The organism is Nocardiopsis deserti (assembly GCF_008638355.1).
Taxonomy (GTDB): Bacteria; Actinomycetota; Actinomycetes; order Streptosporangiales; family Streptosporangiaceae; genus Nocardiopsis; species Nocardiopsis alborubida.
In genome coordinates, this window is sequence record NZ_VWVS01000013.1 from 304,166 (window position 1) to 317,848 (window position 13,683).

Sequence of the window (13,683 nt, forward strand, 5' to 3'; positions counted from 1 at the left end):
GCGCTGTTCAGGCGCGCAGGAACGTGTCCAGCGCGCGCACGCCGAAGTGCAGTCCCTCCAGCGGCACCCGCTCGTCCACACCGTGCAGCAGACCCGAGTAGTCCAGGCCCTCGGGCTGGGCCAGGGGGGAGAAGCCGTAGCAGTCGATGCCCAGCCGGGAGAACACCTTGGCGTCGGTGCCCCCCGACAGGCACACCGGCACCACGTGGGCCCCGGGGTCGTGCAGCAGCAGGGCCTCGCGCAGCTCCGCGAACGCGGGGGAGTCCACGGGCGCGGTCACCGGCGGCGAACCGTGCGCGTACTCCCAGGACACCCGGTCGCCGGTGAGCTCCTCCATGGCCGCGGCGAACTGCTCCTCCGCGCCGGGCAGCACCCGGCCGTCCACGCCCGCCGTGGCCTCCCCGGGCACCACGTTCACCTTGTACCCGGCCGAGAGCATCGTGGGCGTCGCGCTGTTGCGCGTGGTCGGGCCGATCAGCGGGGCGGCCGTCCCCAGTCTGGCGACCAGGGCGTCCACCGCCTCCGCGGTCGCCGTGTCGCCGGGGAAGCGCTCCACCTCCAGGGCCGCGGCGATCGCGTCGATCGCCGCCCGCGTGACGGGGGTCAGGTGCAGCGGCCACTCGTACCCGTCGATCCGGGCCAGGGCCGCGGCCAGGGCGCCGACCGCGTTGTCGCGCGGCGGCCGGGAACCGTGCCCGGCCGTGCCCTGGGCGCGCAGGGACAGCCAGGCGCTGCCGCGCTCGGCCGCGCCCACCGGGTACAGGCGCACCGGCTCCCCGGAGGCCGTGCGGGCGTGGATGGTCTCCCCGCCGCCCTCGCCGATCGCGGTGGTGCAGCCCTCGAACAGCTCGGCGTGCTCGCGGACCAGGTAGTCGGCACCGTAGGCGGCGCTGTCCTCCTCGTCGGCGACGAAGGCCAGCACGATGTCGCGCCGGGGCCGCAGCCCGTGGCGCGCCCAGTGGCGCACGACGGCGGTGACCGTGGCGATGGTGTTCTTCATGTCCACCGCGCCGCGCCCCCACAGCGCGGGCACGCCGGTGACGGGGCAGTCGGCGACCTCGCCGGCGAAGGGGGGCAGCGTCCAGTCGGCGGCGTCGGCGGGCACCACGTCCAGGTGGCCGTGCACCAGCAGCGCCGGGGCCGAGGGGTCGGTGCCGGGAACGCGCGCGACCACGTTCGCGCGCCGGGGGGCCGACTCCAGCAGCAGGGGGTCCAGCCCGGCGTCGCCCAGGGCCTCGGCGACGTACTCGGCGGCCTCGCGTTCGTCACCCCGGCCGCCCCCGTGGTTGGTGGAGTCGCGGCGGACGAGGCCGCGGGCCAGGTGGACGGCGTCCTCCCCGGCCGCCGCGAGGCCGTCGGTCCTCTCTGGGAAGCCGTCGGTTCTCTCTGGGAAGGAAGTGGCGATGTGGCCCACGGGCGCGCCTCGCTTTCGCTGAGGTGTCAGTAACGGGGGAGGACCCTGGTGGCCAGTGGTGACGAAGTGCTCCCCGGCACAGTTCTACCAGCCCCGCCCGCCGCGCTCCGGCATTCGCGGGCGGCGGCCCCGCGGTCCCGGACCCGGCCTCAGCCGTAGCGCTCCTCCATGGCGTTGGAGATGAGCGTGGTGACCGCCTTGAAGCAGCGGATCATCTCGTAGGAGTCCGGGGAGACGTACCGGACGCGCCGCACCCCCGTGCGCGTGACACCGGGGACGACGGCGGCGGCCTGGGCCAGCTGCGCGGAGTCCACCTCCACCTCCACGGCCCTGGGCTCGGGCGCGACCGGCTCCAGACGCCCGGCCAGCATCATGGCGGCGCGTGCCCCGGCCCGGATGTCCCGCGCGGTCGCGGCCGGGGGACGGCAGCGGGCCGCGTACCGGCTGACGTGCTCCTTGACCGCGACCGTCCGCGCGAACGGGGCGTAGGTGGCGGCGTCCTCGCAGGCGCGGTCGTCCCCGGTGACCAGGATGACCGGTGTGCCGTACTCGGCGACCACCGCGGAGTTGAGGCGGCCCTCGCTGGCGGGCTCGCCGTCCAGCCACACGCCGGTCACCGCGTTGGGCAGGTAGGTGTGCGCCAGCACGCCCTCGTCACCGGCGCCGCAGTGGTAGCCGAGGAACACCACGCCGTCGCAGTCGCCGGACTGCACGCCCTCGACCATGGACAGCTCCTTGTGCCGCCCGGTGATCATCGTGGCGTCGGTGTTGAGCTCCTCCAGCAGGAGGTTGCGCATGGTCGCGTGTGCCTCGTTGACCAGCACCTCGGTGGCGCCGCCTTCGAGCAGGCCCTCGACGGCGGCGTTGACGTCGCTGGTGAACATGGCGCGGCAGCGCTGCCACTGCTCGGTGCCGGGCTCGACGTCGGCGGGCCAGGTGACGCCCGTGGCGCCCTCCATGTCGGCGGAGATGAGGATCTTCACCCGCACGACCCTACGCCCCGGGCCCCTCCCGCAGCCACGGTTCGGGCGCCGCGTTCCGCCCGAGGGCGCACGGGAGGGGCCGGGGCGGCGACTACGGCAGGGTGAGGATCTCCGCGCCGGAATCGGTGATGACCAGGGTGTGCTCGAACTGGGCGGTCCACCTGCGGTCGGCCGTCACGGCGGTCCAGCCGTCGTCCCACATGTCGTACTCCACGCCGCCGAGCGTGATCATCGGCTCGATCGTGAAGGTCATCCCCGGCTCCATGACGGTGTCCGCGCGCGGGTCGTCGTAGTGCGGCACCACCAGGCCCGAGTGGAACTCCGGCCCCACGCCGTGCCCGGTGAAGTCACGGACCACGCCGTAGCCGAAGCGCTTGGCGTAGGACTCGATGACCCGGCCGATCACGTTGATCTGGCGGCCCGGCCGACACGCCCTGATCGCGCGCGTCAGGGCCTCCCGGGTCCGCTCGACCAGCAGCCGGTGCTCCTCCGAGACGTTCCCGGCCAGGAACGTGGCGTTGGTGTCGCCGTGCACGCCGTCCCGGTAGGCGGTGATGTCGATGTTGACGATGTCGCCGTCGGAGACCACGGTGTCGTCGGGGATGCCGTGGCAGATCACCTCGTTGAGCGAGGAGCACAGCGACTTGGGGTAGCCCTTGTAGCCCAGCGGGCTGGGGTAGGCCCCGTGGTCCAGCAGGAACTCGTGGCCGATCCGGTCCAGCTCGTCCGTGGTCACCCCGGGCCGGACGTTGCGGCCGACCTCCTCCAGGGCCTGGGCCGCCAGCCGTCCCACCACGCGCATCCGCTCGATGGTCTCGGGGGTCTGCACGTCGCCGAGGACCCCCTCCACGGGATGCTTCCGTCCGACGTACTCCGGGCGGACGATGTGGGAGGGAACCGAACGTTGTGGCGAGATTCGCCCAGGAACCAGCGGAGTAGTCATGGACACTGATTGTAGTTCGTGGGTCGGCCCCGCGGTCCTGGACGATGCCCTTCCCCCACGGGTGTAGGGAGCGCCCGGGCCTGGGTAGGTGCCCCGAGAAAGCACGTTCCCGCCCGGGCAGCGTCCCGTAGAAAGCGAGTCACGGTGAGCGAGGACACTCCGCTGGACGACAAGTGGTGGTACTGCCTCAGGCACAACCGGGTGGAGCACGGCCCCGGCTGCCCCAACAAGGAGCGCATGGGCCCCTATCCGGACGAGGCCACCGCCGCCAGCGCGCTGGCCATCGCGGCCCGGCGCAACGAGGCCTGGGACGAAGCCGACGAGGAGGAGCGGTGACCCCCTCCGCGCGCGCTCCGGTCCACCGCGCGGGGCCGCGCCGGGTGGCGCCTCCCGTCGGCGCCTCTGACAGGATCGGCGCATGACTGAACAGAGCACACCCGCGGGCGCGGACATCGCCGGGCTGTCCGTCGCCGTCCTGGGCGGGACCGGAGACCAGGGCCGTGGCCTGGCCCGCCGCCTCGCCCTGGCGGGGCACACCGTCCACCTCGGCTCGCGCAGCGCCGAGCGCGCCGAGAAGGCCGCCCGGGAGCTGGTGGAGGCCGAGACCTCCCCGATCGACGTGCGCGGCCTGGACAACGCCTCGGCCGCGGCCGCGGGCGACGTCGTCATCGTCGCCGTGCCCTGGGACGGCCACCGTGAGCTGCTGGAGCAGCTGGCCGGTCCGCTGGCGGGCAAGATCGTCGTGGACTGCGTCAACCCCCTCGGCTTCGACAAGAAGGGCCCCTTCCCGCTCGACGTCGCCGAGGGCAGCGCCGCCCAGCAGGCCGCCGAGGTGCTGCCCGACAGCCGCGTCACGGCCGCCTTCCACCACGTGTCCGCGGTGGTGCTGCTGGACCCCGAGGTCGAGGAGGTGGACCTCGACGTCCTGGTGTTGGGCGAGGACCGCGAGGCCACCGACGTGGTGCGCGCCCTGGCCGAGCGGATCCCGGGGGTGCGCGGCGTCTTCGGCGGCCGCCTGCGCAACGCCCACCAGGTCGAGGCCCTGACCGCCAACCTCATCGCGGTGAACCGCCGCTACAAGACCCACGCGGGCATCCGGATCACCGGCCTGTAACCCTGGGAGCCCGCGGTCCCTGAGAACCGCGTTCGACCGGTCGCGTCCGTGACGGCCCGAGGCACCCGCCCGCGCACGCGTACGGCGCCGGTCCCCGTGGCGGGGACCGGCGCCGCGCTGTCGGGCGCGCTCAGCCGCAGTAGGTGGCGCGCTCCTCGTCCGTCATGGACCGCGTGGACTGGGTGACGGTGCTGCCCTGGTCCTGCGCGGGCCCCTCGGCGGTGAAGGGGGCGTACCAGACGTAGTGGCCCCACTCGCGGTCGGGGAAGTGCAGCTCGTAGGTGCCGTGGACGCGCTGCATCCGCGGGCCGTAGTACACGCGGGCCACCTCGCCCGGCTGGGCGACGACCTGTGTGCGCTGGCTCTGGGTGTGCGACGAGCCCCACTCGTGACCGTAGGAGACGCTGAAGCTCTGCTTGAAGATCGCCCCGAACGTCGCCGTCATGGACAGGTTCACGCTGTTGGACTCGCCCGTGGTCTTGGACCACTGCACCATGGACATCTGCTCGTGGTCGGTGCAGTTGTAGACCGGTGAGCCGACCGGCTCGGAGGTGTTCTGGTAGTACTCCGGCTGGCCGGACGGGTGGAACTCGCACACGTCGGTGCCCTCACCGCACCGCTCCAGCAGCTCCCGGACCGTCGGGTTCCGTTCGTGGTCGGCCGCCGCCGGTGCGGGGGTGAGCGCCAGGACGGCCGCCAGGCCCGCCGCGGCACCCGCTGCGAGGGTTCTCATCGCTCCGCCTCTCGTGGGGGTCGGGCTTTCGTGGTGGTCGGGGGTCACGGGCACGCGGCCCGCTCGGTGTCGGTCATCGGGCGTACGTTCTGCGTGACGACCTCGTCGGGGGAGCCGGGGACGGGTCCCTCCACCGTGAAGGGGGCGTACCAGACGTAGTGGCCCCACTCGCGGTCGGGGAAGTGCAGCTCGTAGGTGCCGTGGACGCGCTGCATCCGCGGCTGCCGCTCGACCCAGCCCACCTCGCCGGGGGCGGTGTTGACGTAGGTGGTCTGCGTCTCGGTGTGCGAGGTGGTCCAGGTGTGCTCGAACGACTGCTCGTAGGACACCGAGAAGACCTCGCCGAATCCGGCCTCGGTGGTCAGGGTCAGGCCGACGCTGTTGCTCTGGGAGGTGGTGTCGGACCAGATCACCGCCATGTCCTGGCGGCCGGAGGTGCAGTTGAACACCTCCGAGCCCACCACGCGGCTGGGGGCGGCGAAGAGCTCGGGCTCACCGCTGGGGTGGAACTCGCAGACGTCGGTCTCCACGCCGCACCGCTCCAGCAGCTCGCGCACGCTGGGGGAGCCCTCGTGGTCGGCGTTGGCGGCGGTCGGGGGCGCGGCGACCGCGCCCGCCATGGCGACGGCGGCGGCGCAGAGCACGGTGGACGTGCGTCGCATGTCGTTTTCCCTTCGAGCGGGGGCAAGGGGGGAGGGGCCGGTCAGCCCAGGGTGGTGGAGACGGCGCGGTCGTTCATGTGGTCGCCCACGTAGTTGGTGTTCTCGCGGTAGGGGCCGTCGCGGTCGCCGGTTCCGTCCGGCCCCGAGTGCAGCCACAGGGCGCAGGTGGCCCAGGGCTGCGCCGAGGAGACCAGGTTCTGCCAGTCGGCGGGGAAGGTGAACCAGAACTCGGTGTCGTCGCCTCCGGTGCACAGGCCGTCGCCGTACAGGGTGAACGTGGCCCCGCCGAAGTTCTCGTGCTCGAAGTAGGTGCCGATGATGACGTCCGCGCTGGCCGCCCTGAGGGAGGCGCCGCCCCCGCTCAGGGCCCGTTCCTGCTCCTCCAGGGTCCGGCCGGTCTCCCTCTCCGCGGCCGTGATCGCCGCGTCGAAGGTGGCGAAGCAGCGCTCCTGGCCGGTGCCGGTGTCGCTGATGCAGTGCCGCTCGCCTGCGGCGGCGGGTGACGCCGCGGCGGTCGCGGTCAGGGCTGCGGCCGCGGTCGCCGCGGCGAGGGCGAGGGCCCGTGGCCGCCGGTGCGGTGAGGTCATGCCTTCTCCGTTGTGTCGGGGGATGATGCTTAACGCAGGTTAACAAAACTGTTCGGCGCGAATTGGTTACCTGGAGTGATGTGGGGCTGTGCGGTGGTTCTTCGGGCGCTGAGGAATCTTTTCTTCGCCGAATACCGGACGGGTGCCGTTTTTTATCGGCTTTCGTTTGGTGGTGGGTTGTTTGCCGCGCTCCGCGCCGACCCGGCGGGCGTCGTGCCCCCGGCCTGGGGCGGAGGGCGGCCCTCGGGGCGCAGAAGGCCTCGCGCGGGGCGAAAGCCCCCGTACGGACGGGCCGGGGCGGAGTTTTCTTGTGTGGCCCTCATCACGTACAGAGGTTCGACCGATCCAAGGGGGTTACTCCGGGTGTTCGCCCTCGGAGGGAGGGAGTGGGAAACACACGTGGCGGGGAGCGGGTGGAGTCTGGGTCCTGGACCTCGCCCACGTGGTTCTCCGTTCCATTCGTGTCCCTTTCCTGCCGTCAGTTCTTCTGGAAAGCGATGTGGGAACGCGGGTTGTCGCGTGTGTTCCTGTGGTTCTCCGTGACGCTGTGGAACCGGGGTGTTCGGGCGAACGGCGGCGGCTCCGCACCCGGAAGGGGCTGCGGAGCCGCCGTCAGTTCCTGGGAGCAGAGGTCAGGACACCCACTCCTTGACCTTGCCGACCAGCGCGGCCGGGTTCTCGCCCACGGGGGTCACGTTGAGCTGGGTCACCCCGGCGGCCCGGAAGGCCTCCACGCGCTCGCGCACGTAGGACTCCGGGCCGACCATGTTGGTCAGCTCCACGAACTCCTCGGGCACGGCGGCCGCGGCCTCGTCCCTCCTCCCCTCCAGGTACAGGTCCTGGATTTTCTCCGCGGCCTCCTCGTAGCCGTAGCGGCGGGCGACGGTGTTGTAGAAGTTCTTTCCCTTGGCGCCCATGCCGCCGACGTAGAGGGCGATCATCGGCCGCACGAGGTCCAGCAGCTTCTTGGTGTCCTCGTCCTCGCCGATGGCGAGCAGGCCGCCCGCGGAGACCTCCAGCTCTCCCAGGGAGGGGTCGCGCCTGGCCTTCCCCTCGGCCAGCGCCTCGCCCCACACCCTGTCGGCCTTCTCGGGGATGAACAGGTGCGGGAGCCAGCCGTCGGCGATCTCGGCGGTCAGCGCCACGTTCTTCACGCCGAGGGAAGCCACGTAGACGGGGATCTCGGAGCGCACGGGGTGGTTGATGATCTTGAGCGGCCTGCCGAGGCCGGTTCCCCGCTCCGGGGGCAGCGGCAGCTGGAAGACGGTGCCGTCGTGGGTGAGGCGGTCCTCGCGCGCCCAGACCTTGCGGCAGATCTCGATGGTCTCGCGGGTGCGGGCGAGCGGCTTGACGTAGGGGACGCCGTGGAAGCCCTCGATGACCTGCGGGCCGCTGGCGCCCAGGCCGAGGATGGCCCGTCCGCCGGACAGGTCGTCCAGCCCGGCGGCGGTCATCGCGATGAGCGCGGGGGTGCGTGTGTACAGCGGCAGGATGGCCGAACCGATCGCCACGGTCTCGGTGCGGGCGGCGATGTAGCCCATCAGGGTGGGGCTGTCGAACCCGTAGGCCTCGGCGACCCACACGGTGTCGAGACCGGCCTTCTCCAGTTCGACCACCTGGTCGACGGAGGCCTTGGGGTCGCCCGCGTACTGGAGCGGCATCGAGACGCGCATCTGTCCTCCCGGGAGGGCCGGACCCCCGGCCCGTCGGCGCTGGGTACGGTGCGACTCTACTCCCGAGTACGGTTCGGTCTGTTGTCCGGCTCACAGACCGCCGCGCGGTACCGCGTCCGGCCCGCACACCGCCGGGCCCCTGACACCACACCGCCGGCCGGGGCGGGCCCCGACCGGCGGTGCTCACCGGTGTCCGGAGAGGGGCGAGGTCACCCCGCCCCTCAACCGGCGTAGGAGTGGCGCTCCTCGGGGAACGCCCCGTTGACGACCTCGTCGGCGTAGGCGGAGGCCGCCTCGCGCAGGGTCTCGTGCAGGTTGGCGTAGGTCTTGACGAACTTGGCCACCTTCGGGCTCAGCCCGGCCATGTCCTGCCACACCAGTACCTGGGCGTCCGTGGACGGACCGGCGCCGATGCCCACGGTCGGGACGGACAGCTGCTCGGTCACCTGCGCGGCCAGCTCGGCGGGCACGCACTCCAGCACGACCGCGAACGCGCCCGCGCGCTCCATCTCCTTGGCGTCCTTGAGCAGACCGGCCGCGGCCTCGCCGCGGCCCTGCACCCGGTAGCCGCCCAGGGTGTTCACCGACTGGGGGGTCAGGCCCAGGTGCGCCATCACCGGTACACCCGCCGAGACCAGCAGCTCCACCTGGGGGGCCACCGCGTGGCCGCCCTCCAGCTTCACCGCCTGGGCCCCGCCCTCCTTCATGAACCGCGAGGCCGCCTCCAGCGCCTGCTGGGGAGAGGCCTGGTAGGAGCCGAACGGCAGGTCGGCCACGACGAGCGCCCGCCGGGTGGAGCGGGACACCGCCGCGGTCAGCGGGAGCAGTTCGTCCACCGTCACCGGGACGGTGGTGTCGTAGCCGTAGACGACGTTGGCCGCCGAGTCGCCGACCAGCAGGACCGGGATCCCGGCCTCGTCGAAGACCCGCGCGGTGAGCGCGTCGTAGGCGGTCAGCATCGGCCAGCGCTCGCCGCGCCCCTTGGCGGCGGCCAGGTCGCGGATGGTGACGCGTCGGCTGGTGACCCCGCCGTACAGGGCGTTTCCTGTCGGCGCCCCGGTCGGGGCGAGGGGCTTGTCCGTGGTGCTCATACTTATCCCTCCGTTGTCTCGAAGCACCTCGCGGGTGTCTCCGGACGTGTGGACGAATGGTGTTGTCGCGCTCGTGCGCGGGGCGGCCGAGGGGGCCGCGGGCGGTCCGCGGGGGGACCGGGCGGGTGCGGAGGAGACGGGGACCGGCGTCTGCGGACGACCGGGCGCGGCCGCCGCACGCAAGCATCATCGCATGCCCGCTCCGCGTCTCTCCGCACCGGTGACAACCCGGTCGGACGGTCGGATGTTTCCCGCCGGGACCGGCTCGTGCTCCTCCGCCGGGGTCGCCCCGGGGCGGCCAGGGCTTTTCCGCCGGGGCCGCCCCGGAGGCGGCCGGTACTTTCCGGCCGGGACCGCACCGGATACGGCCAACACACCGTTCGCGGGCCCCGAAGCGCGCGGGCGGCGCGGTTCGCGGGTACGGTCCGATCGGCGGAAGTTTCGGTGGTGGTCTCGGCGGTGGAGGTGGCTGGTGGACGCGCAGACGGCGTACCGGCGCAGGTGGGGCGGGCTGGCGGTACTGATCATCTGCCTGCTGGTGATCGTGGCCGACAACACCATCCTCAACGTGGCGCTGCGTGTGCTGTCCGACCCCGAGCGGGGCCTGGGGGCCAGCCAGTCGCAGCTGGCCTGGGCGATCAACTCCTACACGCTGGTCTTCGCGGGCCTGCTGTTCACCTTCGGCGTACTCGGCGACCGGTGGGGGCGCCGACGCATGATCGTGGTGGGGCTGACGGTGTTCGGCACGGCCTCGGCGCTGTCGGCCTACTCCCAGACCCCCGAACAGCTCATCCTGGCCCGCGCGGTCATGGGGTTCGGCGCCTCCATGGTGACGCCGCAGACCCTGTCGATCATCGCGAACGTCTTCCCGCCCGAGCAGCGCGCACGCGCCATCGGGATCTGGGCGGGCGCGGTCGGGCTGGCGATGGCCATCGGCCCCTCGGCGGGCGGGCTGCTGCTGGAGAACTTCTGGTGGGGGTCGATCTTCCTCGTCAACGTGCCCTTCGTGGCGCTGGGTCTGGCGCTGGTGTTCTTCCTGATCCCCGAGTCGCGCGACGCCGACCCCGGCAGGCTGGACGTGCTGGGCGTGCTGCTGTCCGTCCCCGGCCTGGTGCTGCTCATCTACGGCATCATCACCGCGGGAGAGCGGGCCTCCCTGGCGGACTGGGACGTGTACGGCGCGCTCATCGGCGGCGTGGTGGTGCTGGTGCTCTTCCTGGTGCACGAGTCGCGCGCGCCCAACCCCTCCCTGGACGTGCGCTTCTTCCGGGATCCGCGGTTCAGCGTCTCCGTGGCCACCATCATGGTGCTGTTCTTCAGCATGTCCGGGATCATCTTCTTCCTGAGCTTCTACTGGCAGAGCGTCCGTGAGTTCTCCCCGTTCATCGCGGGTCTGCTGGTGCTGCCAGCGGCGCTGGGGCAGATGATCATGGCACCGCTCAGCCCGACGCTCGTGCGCTGGGCGGGGCCGCGCGTGGTCGCGGCGCTCGGTGTGCTGGGCGTGTGCTCCAGCTTCCTGTTCTTCACCCAGCTCGAACCGGACACGCCGCTGCCGCTGATCGTCGGGTTCTTCTTCCTCCAGGCCGGCGCGATGGCGGTGGTCCTGACCCCCGCCACCGACGCGATCATGTCGTCGGTGCCGCCGGGCAGGGCCGGTGCCGCCTCCGCCGTGCAGAACACGGTCCGGCAGGTGGCCACGGCGATGGGCGTCGCGATCCTGGGCGCGGTCATCTCCTTCCGCTACCGGGCTGGGATCACCCCCACCCTGGAGGATCTCGCCGACGAGGGCTCGGCGGACGTGGCGGACCAGCGGCTGCGATCGGCAGGGGAGTCGATCGAGGGCACCCTGGCCCTGGCCCGGAGCCTGGGGGAGCAGGGGCGGGTCCTGGTGGACCCCGCCAAGGAGGCGTTCATGTCCGGGCTGCACACGGCGGCGACGGTGTCGCTGTTCTTCGGGGTGGTCGGACTGGTCGTGATCCTGGTCTGGATGCCGCGCGAGACCGGGCGTCACCAGCCCCTGGACGCCGAGGACGGCGGCCCCTCCGCCGGAGCCGCTCCCGCCCCCGGCCGGGGGGAGCGGTGACCGGGGTCGGTCGCCTACGTTGAACACATGCGCCTGACCGCTTTCACCGACGTCTCCCTGCGCCTGGTCATGCGGCTCGCGGTCGCGGACGAGGGCGAACTCCTCACCACCAGGACCGTCTCCGCGATGCTCTCCGTGCCCTACACGCACATGGCCAAGGCCGTGGCGCGGCTGTCCGACATGGGGCTGGTGGAGGCGCGGCGCGGCCGCAACGGCGGACTGCTCCTGACCGAGAGCGGGCGGCGGGCCTCGGTCGGGTCGATCGTGCGCGAGCTGGAGGGCGCGGGGGAGCTCGCGGGGTGCGAGGACGACCCGCCCTGCCCGCTGCGCGCCGCCTGCCGCCTGCGCGGGGCCCTGCGCGAGGCGCACGAGGCGTTCTACACCTCGCTCGACGGCGTCACCGTGGAGTCCCTGGTGTCCCCGCCCACGCGAGACGCACTGACCCTGCTGCGTCCGTAGAGCCCGCAGCGGCGCTCCGTCTCCGTCCGCCCCACGGGTGCACGGCCGAGCTTCGCCGGGGCCGGCCCCTTCGCCAGCCCACCGGTCCACCGGCCCACCAATCCGCCAGCCCACCAATCCGCCAGCCCGCCAGCCCTCCCGGGTCCAACCGTTCCCACCTGCCCCCTCGGCGCGGGAGCGGCCCCGGAAGCGGGGGCCCGTGGAGGCGGATTTAATATGCATTTCAGATACCAGTTTTCTGCTCCGAGACACCCTCTCCGAAGTGAGGTCGCATGCTCTCCACAGAGTCCGCCGCCACCGTCCGGGCCACGGTCCCCGCCGTGGCCGGAGCCCTGGACACCATCACCGCCCGCTTCTACGACACGATGCTCGGCGAACGCCCCGAACTCCTCGACGGCCTGTTCAACCGGGGCAACCAGGCCTCGGGCGAACAGCGCAGGGCCCTGGCCGGATCGATCGCCGCCTTCGCCACCCTCCTCCTGGAGCACCCGGAGGAGCGCCCCGACGCACTCCTCTCCCGCATCGCCCACAAGCACGTCTCCCTCGGGGTCACCGAGGACCAGTACGTCATGGTGCACAAGTACCTCTTCGACGCCATCGCCTCCACCCTGGGGGACGCGGCCACCCCCGGCGTCGTCAGGGCCTGGGACGAGGTCTACTGGCTCATGGCCGGAGCCCTGATCGCCCTGGAGGCCCGCCTGTACGCCGAGCGCGGGCACACCGGGCACGGGGCCTGGCGCCCCTGGCGGGTCACGCGGCGTTGCCAGGAGACCCCCGACACCGCCTCCCTCACCCTCGAACCCGAGGACGGCGCCCCGCTCCCCGCCTTCCTGCCCGGCCAGTACGTCAGCGTCCGCACGCGCATGCCCGACGGCGTCCGCCAGGCCCGCCAGTACTCCCTGACCGGCGGGGACGGCGGGTGCCGCCGTATCACCGTCAAGCGCCTGCGAGCCGCCGGGGCCGATCCGGCGGGGGAGGTCTCCACCCTGCTGCACGACACCGTCGTCCCGGGCGACGTCCTCATGGTCTCCACCCCGGCGGGCGACGTGACCCTGTCCGAGGGAGAGCACCCCCTCGTCCTGGTCTCGGCCGGGATCGGCTGCACGCCGATGGTGGCCATGCTGAACCGGCTCGCCGAGCAGGGCAGCGACCGCAGGGTCCTGGTCCTGCACGCCGATCGCAGCCCGGAGGAACACGCCCACCGCGAGGAGACCGCCGCCCTGGTAGGTGCGCTGCCCGGCGCGAGCTCCCGGACCTGGTACGAGACCGGTGGCGACGAGGGTGCTGGCGGAGGAGGTGACGGCGACGGGGGTGACGGCGGCGGGGGCGATGGCGACGGGGACGACGGGGGTGATGGCGGCACCGACCGGGGGCGGATGGACCTGGACGGGGTGGACCTGCCCGAGGGCGCCGAGGTCTACCTGTGCGGGCCGCTGCCGTTCATGCGCGGTGTGCGCGCCCAGCTGCTCGCTGCCGGAGTGCCCGCCCGCCGCATCCGCTACGAGGTGTTCGGCCCGGACCTGTGGCTGGGCGAGGACTGAGTGACTGGGCGTGCTCTGAGGGGGCCGGAGGGCGGGTGGGCTGTTCCCGCTTCCTTTCGACGCCCCGCCCGCTGATGGTGGCCGAGGTGGCGGCACCAGCTGCCGCGTGGTGGTGCGGGAGGGCGTTCAACGGTGGGGGTGTGGGGGTGGTTGCTCGCTCCTGCGTTGGCACCAAAGGCAGCGGTGGGCTGGGGTCCCCGTTCAACGCCCTGGCTGTGGGTGGTGGCCGGAGGTGGCGGCACCGGCTGCCGCGTAGTGGTGCGGGAGGGCGGTCAACGGTGGGCGTTCGGGGGTGGTGGGCCTCTGCTGCGTCGGCACCAAAGGCGAGCGGTCCCTCCGGCCTTGGGCAGCGGTACCGGCCCCCGGTGGTGGGGGTGGGCGACGGTGGCAGCGACGACGG

At 72.6% G+C, this 13,683-nt stretch carries 13 protein-coding genes; 5 read left to right on the forward strand and 8 right to left on the reverse strand.

Features of this window, described 5'->3' with window-relative positions:
* Nucleotides 1–7 precede the first annotated feature (7 nt).
* The 3 genes from FYW99_RS18195 to map form a co-directional block, all read right to left on the reverse strand.
* Entirely contained in the window at nucleotides 8–1,414 is a 1,407-nt protein-coding gene (locus FYW99_RS18195) for a M20/M25/M40 family metallo-hydrolase (protein WP_150253204.1), read from the reverse strand.
* A gap of 149 nt (nucleotides 1,415–1,563) precedes the next feature.
* Nucleotides 1,564–2,397 carry a M55 family metallopeptidase gene (locus FYW99_RS18200; RefSeq protein WP_150253205.1) on the reverse strand — a complete coding sequence of 278 codons (834 nt, stop codon included), beginning with the start codon at nucleotides 2,395–2,397 and terminating at the stop codon, nucleotides 1,564–1,566.
* 91 nt (nucleotides 2,398–2,488) lie between these two features.
* Nucleotides 2,489–3,340, reverse strand: a complete 852-nt coding sequence (map, locus tag FYW99_RS18205) for a type I methionyl aminopeptidase (protein ID WP_223839178.1) — start codon at nucleotides 3,338–3,340, stop codon at nucleotides 2,489–2,491.
* A gap of 144 nt (nucleotides 3,341–3,484) precedes the next feature.
* Between map and FYW99_RS18210 the strand changes: the two genes are divergently transcribed.
* Both FYW99_RS18210 and npdG read left to right on the forward strand, forming a co-directional pair.
* Entirely contained in the window at nucleotides 3,485–3,676 is a 192-nt protein-coding gene (locus FYW99_RS18210; RefSeq protein ID WP_150253207.1) for a hypothetical protein, read from the forward strand.
* 82 nt (nucleotides 3,677–3,758) lie between these two features.
* The gene (gene npdG / locus FYW99_RS18215) at nucleotides 3,759–4,454 is read left to right on the forward strand and encodes an NADPH-dependent F420 reductase (RefSeq protein ID WP_150253208.1); all 696 of its coding nucleotides are present in this window, start codon (nucleotides 3,759–3,761) and stop codon (nucleotides 4,452–4,454) included.
* 130 nt (nucleotides 4,455–4,584) lie between these two features.
* On the opposite strand, the gene FYW99_RS18220 is transcribed toward npdG, so the two are convergent.
* The 5 genes from FYW99_RS18220 to panB all read right to left on the reverse strand — a co-directional run bounded on the left by FYW99_RS18220 (nucleotide 4,585) and on the right by panB (nucleotide 9,200).
* Entirely contained in the window at nucleotides 4,585–5,187 is a 603-nt protein-coding gene (locus FYW99_RS18220; protein WP_150253209.1) for a hypothetical protein, read from the reverse strand.
* A gap of 44 nt (nucleotides 5,188–5,231) precedes the next feature.
* Nucleotides 5,232–5,849 carry a hypothetical protein gene (locus tag FYW99_RS18225; protein ID WP_150253210.1) on the reverse strand — a complete coding sequence of 206 codons (618 nt, stop codon included), beginning with the start codon at nucleotides 5,847–5,849 and terminating at the stop codon, nucleotides 5,232–5,234.
* 41 nt (nucleotides 5,850–5,890) lie between these two features.
* Nucleotides 5,891–6,436: a hypothetical protein gene (locus FYW99_RS18230; protein ID WP_150253211.1), complete on the reverse strand. Its 546-nt coding sequence runs from the start codon at nucleotides 6,434–6,436 to the stop codon at nucleotides 5,891–5,893.
* A gap of 632 nt (nucleotides 6,437–7,068) precedes the next feature.
* Complete coding sequence (locus tag FYW99_RS18235; protein ID WP_150253212.1) at nucleotides 7,069–8,109, reverse strand: LLM class F420-dependent oxidoreductase; 1,041 nt, start codon at nucleotides 8,107–8,109, stop codon at nucleotides 7,069–7,071.
* 221 nt (nucleotides 8,110–8,330) lie between these two features.
* Nucleotides 8,331–9,200 carry a 3-methyl-2-oxobutanoate hydroxymethyltransferase gene (panB, locus tag FYW99_RS18240; protein WP_061083685.1) on the reverse strand — a complete coding sequence of 290 codons (870 nt, stop codon included), beginning with the start codon at nucleotides 9,198–9,200 and terminating at the stop codon, nucleotides 8,331–8,333.
* A 469-nt stretch (nucleotides 9,201–9,669) separates the two neighbouring features.
* Here panB and FYW99_RS18245 point away from each other — a divergent pair, with 469 nt between their 5' ends.
* The 3 genes from FYW99_RS18245 (at nucleotide 9,670) to FYW99_RS18255 (ending at nucleotide 13,283) form a co-directional block, all read left to right on the forward strand.
* Nucleotides 9,670–11,283: an MFS transporter gene (locus FYW99_RS18245; protein WP_150253292.1), complete on the forward strand. Its 1,614-nt coding sequence runs from the start codon at nucleotides 9,670–9,672 to the stop codon at nucleotides 11,281–11,283.
* A gap of 27 nt (nucleotides 11,284–11,310) precedes the next feature.
* Nucleotides 11,311–11,742: an RrF2 family transcriptional regulator gene (locus FYW99_RS18250; protein ID WP_150253213.1), complete on the forward strand. Its 432-nt coding sequence runs from the start codon at nucleotides 11,311–11,313 to the stop codon at nucleotides 11,740–11,742.
* A 272-nt stretch (nucleotides 11,743–12,014) separates the two neighbouring features.
* Nucleotides 12,015–13,283 carry a globin domain-containing protein gene (locus FYW99_RS18255; RefSeq protein WP_150253214.1) on the forward strand — a complete coding sequence of 423 codons (1,269 nt, stop codon included), beginning with the start codon at nucleotides 12,015–12,017 and terminating at the stop codon, nucleotides 13,281–13,283.
* Nucleotides 13,284–13,683 lie beyond the last annotated feature (400 nt).

What these genes read in the sequence shown, in the direction of transcription:
- FYW99_RS18235 (WP_150253212.1), bottom strand. Translation starts at nt 8,109, where the DNA reads ATGCGCGTCTCGATGCCGCTCCAGTACGCGGGCGACCCCAAGGCCTCC.
- FYW99_RS18225 (WP_150253210.1), bottom strand. Translation starts at nt 5,849, where the DNA reads ATGCGACGCACGTCCACCGTGCTCTGCGCCGCCGCCGTCGCCATGGCG.
- npdG (WP_150253208.1), top strand. Translation starts at nt 3,759, where the DNA reads ATGACTGAACAGAGCACACCCGCGGGCGCGGACATCGCCGGGCTGTCC.
- map (WP_223839178.1), bottom strand. Translation starts at nt 3,340, where the DNA reads ATGACTACTCCGCTGGTTCCTGGGCGAATCTCGCCACAACGTTCGGTT.
- FYW99_RS18230 (WP_150253211.1), bottom strand. Translation starts at nt 6,436, where the DNA reads ATGACCTCACCGCACCGGCGGCCACGGGCCCTCGCCCTCGCCGCGGCG.
- panB (WP_061083685.1), bottom strand. Translation starts at nt 9,200, where the DNA reads ATGAGCACCACGGACAAGCCCCTCGCCCCGACCGGGGCGCCGACAGGA.
- FYW99_RS18250 (WP_150253213.1), top strand. Translation starts at nt 11,311, where the DNA reads ATGCGCCTGACCGCTTTCACCGACGTCTCCCTGCGCCTGGTCATGCGG.
- FYW99_RS18220 (WP_150253209.1), bottom strand. Translation starts at nt 5,187, where the DNA reads ATGAGAACCCTCGCAGCGGGTGCCGCGGCGGGCCTGGCGGCCGTCCTG.
- FYW99_RS18255 (WP_150253214.1), top strand. Translation starts at nt 12,015, where the DNA reads ATGCTCTCCACAGAGTCCGCCGCCACCGTCCGGGCCACGGTCCCCGCC.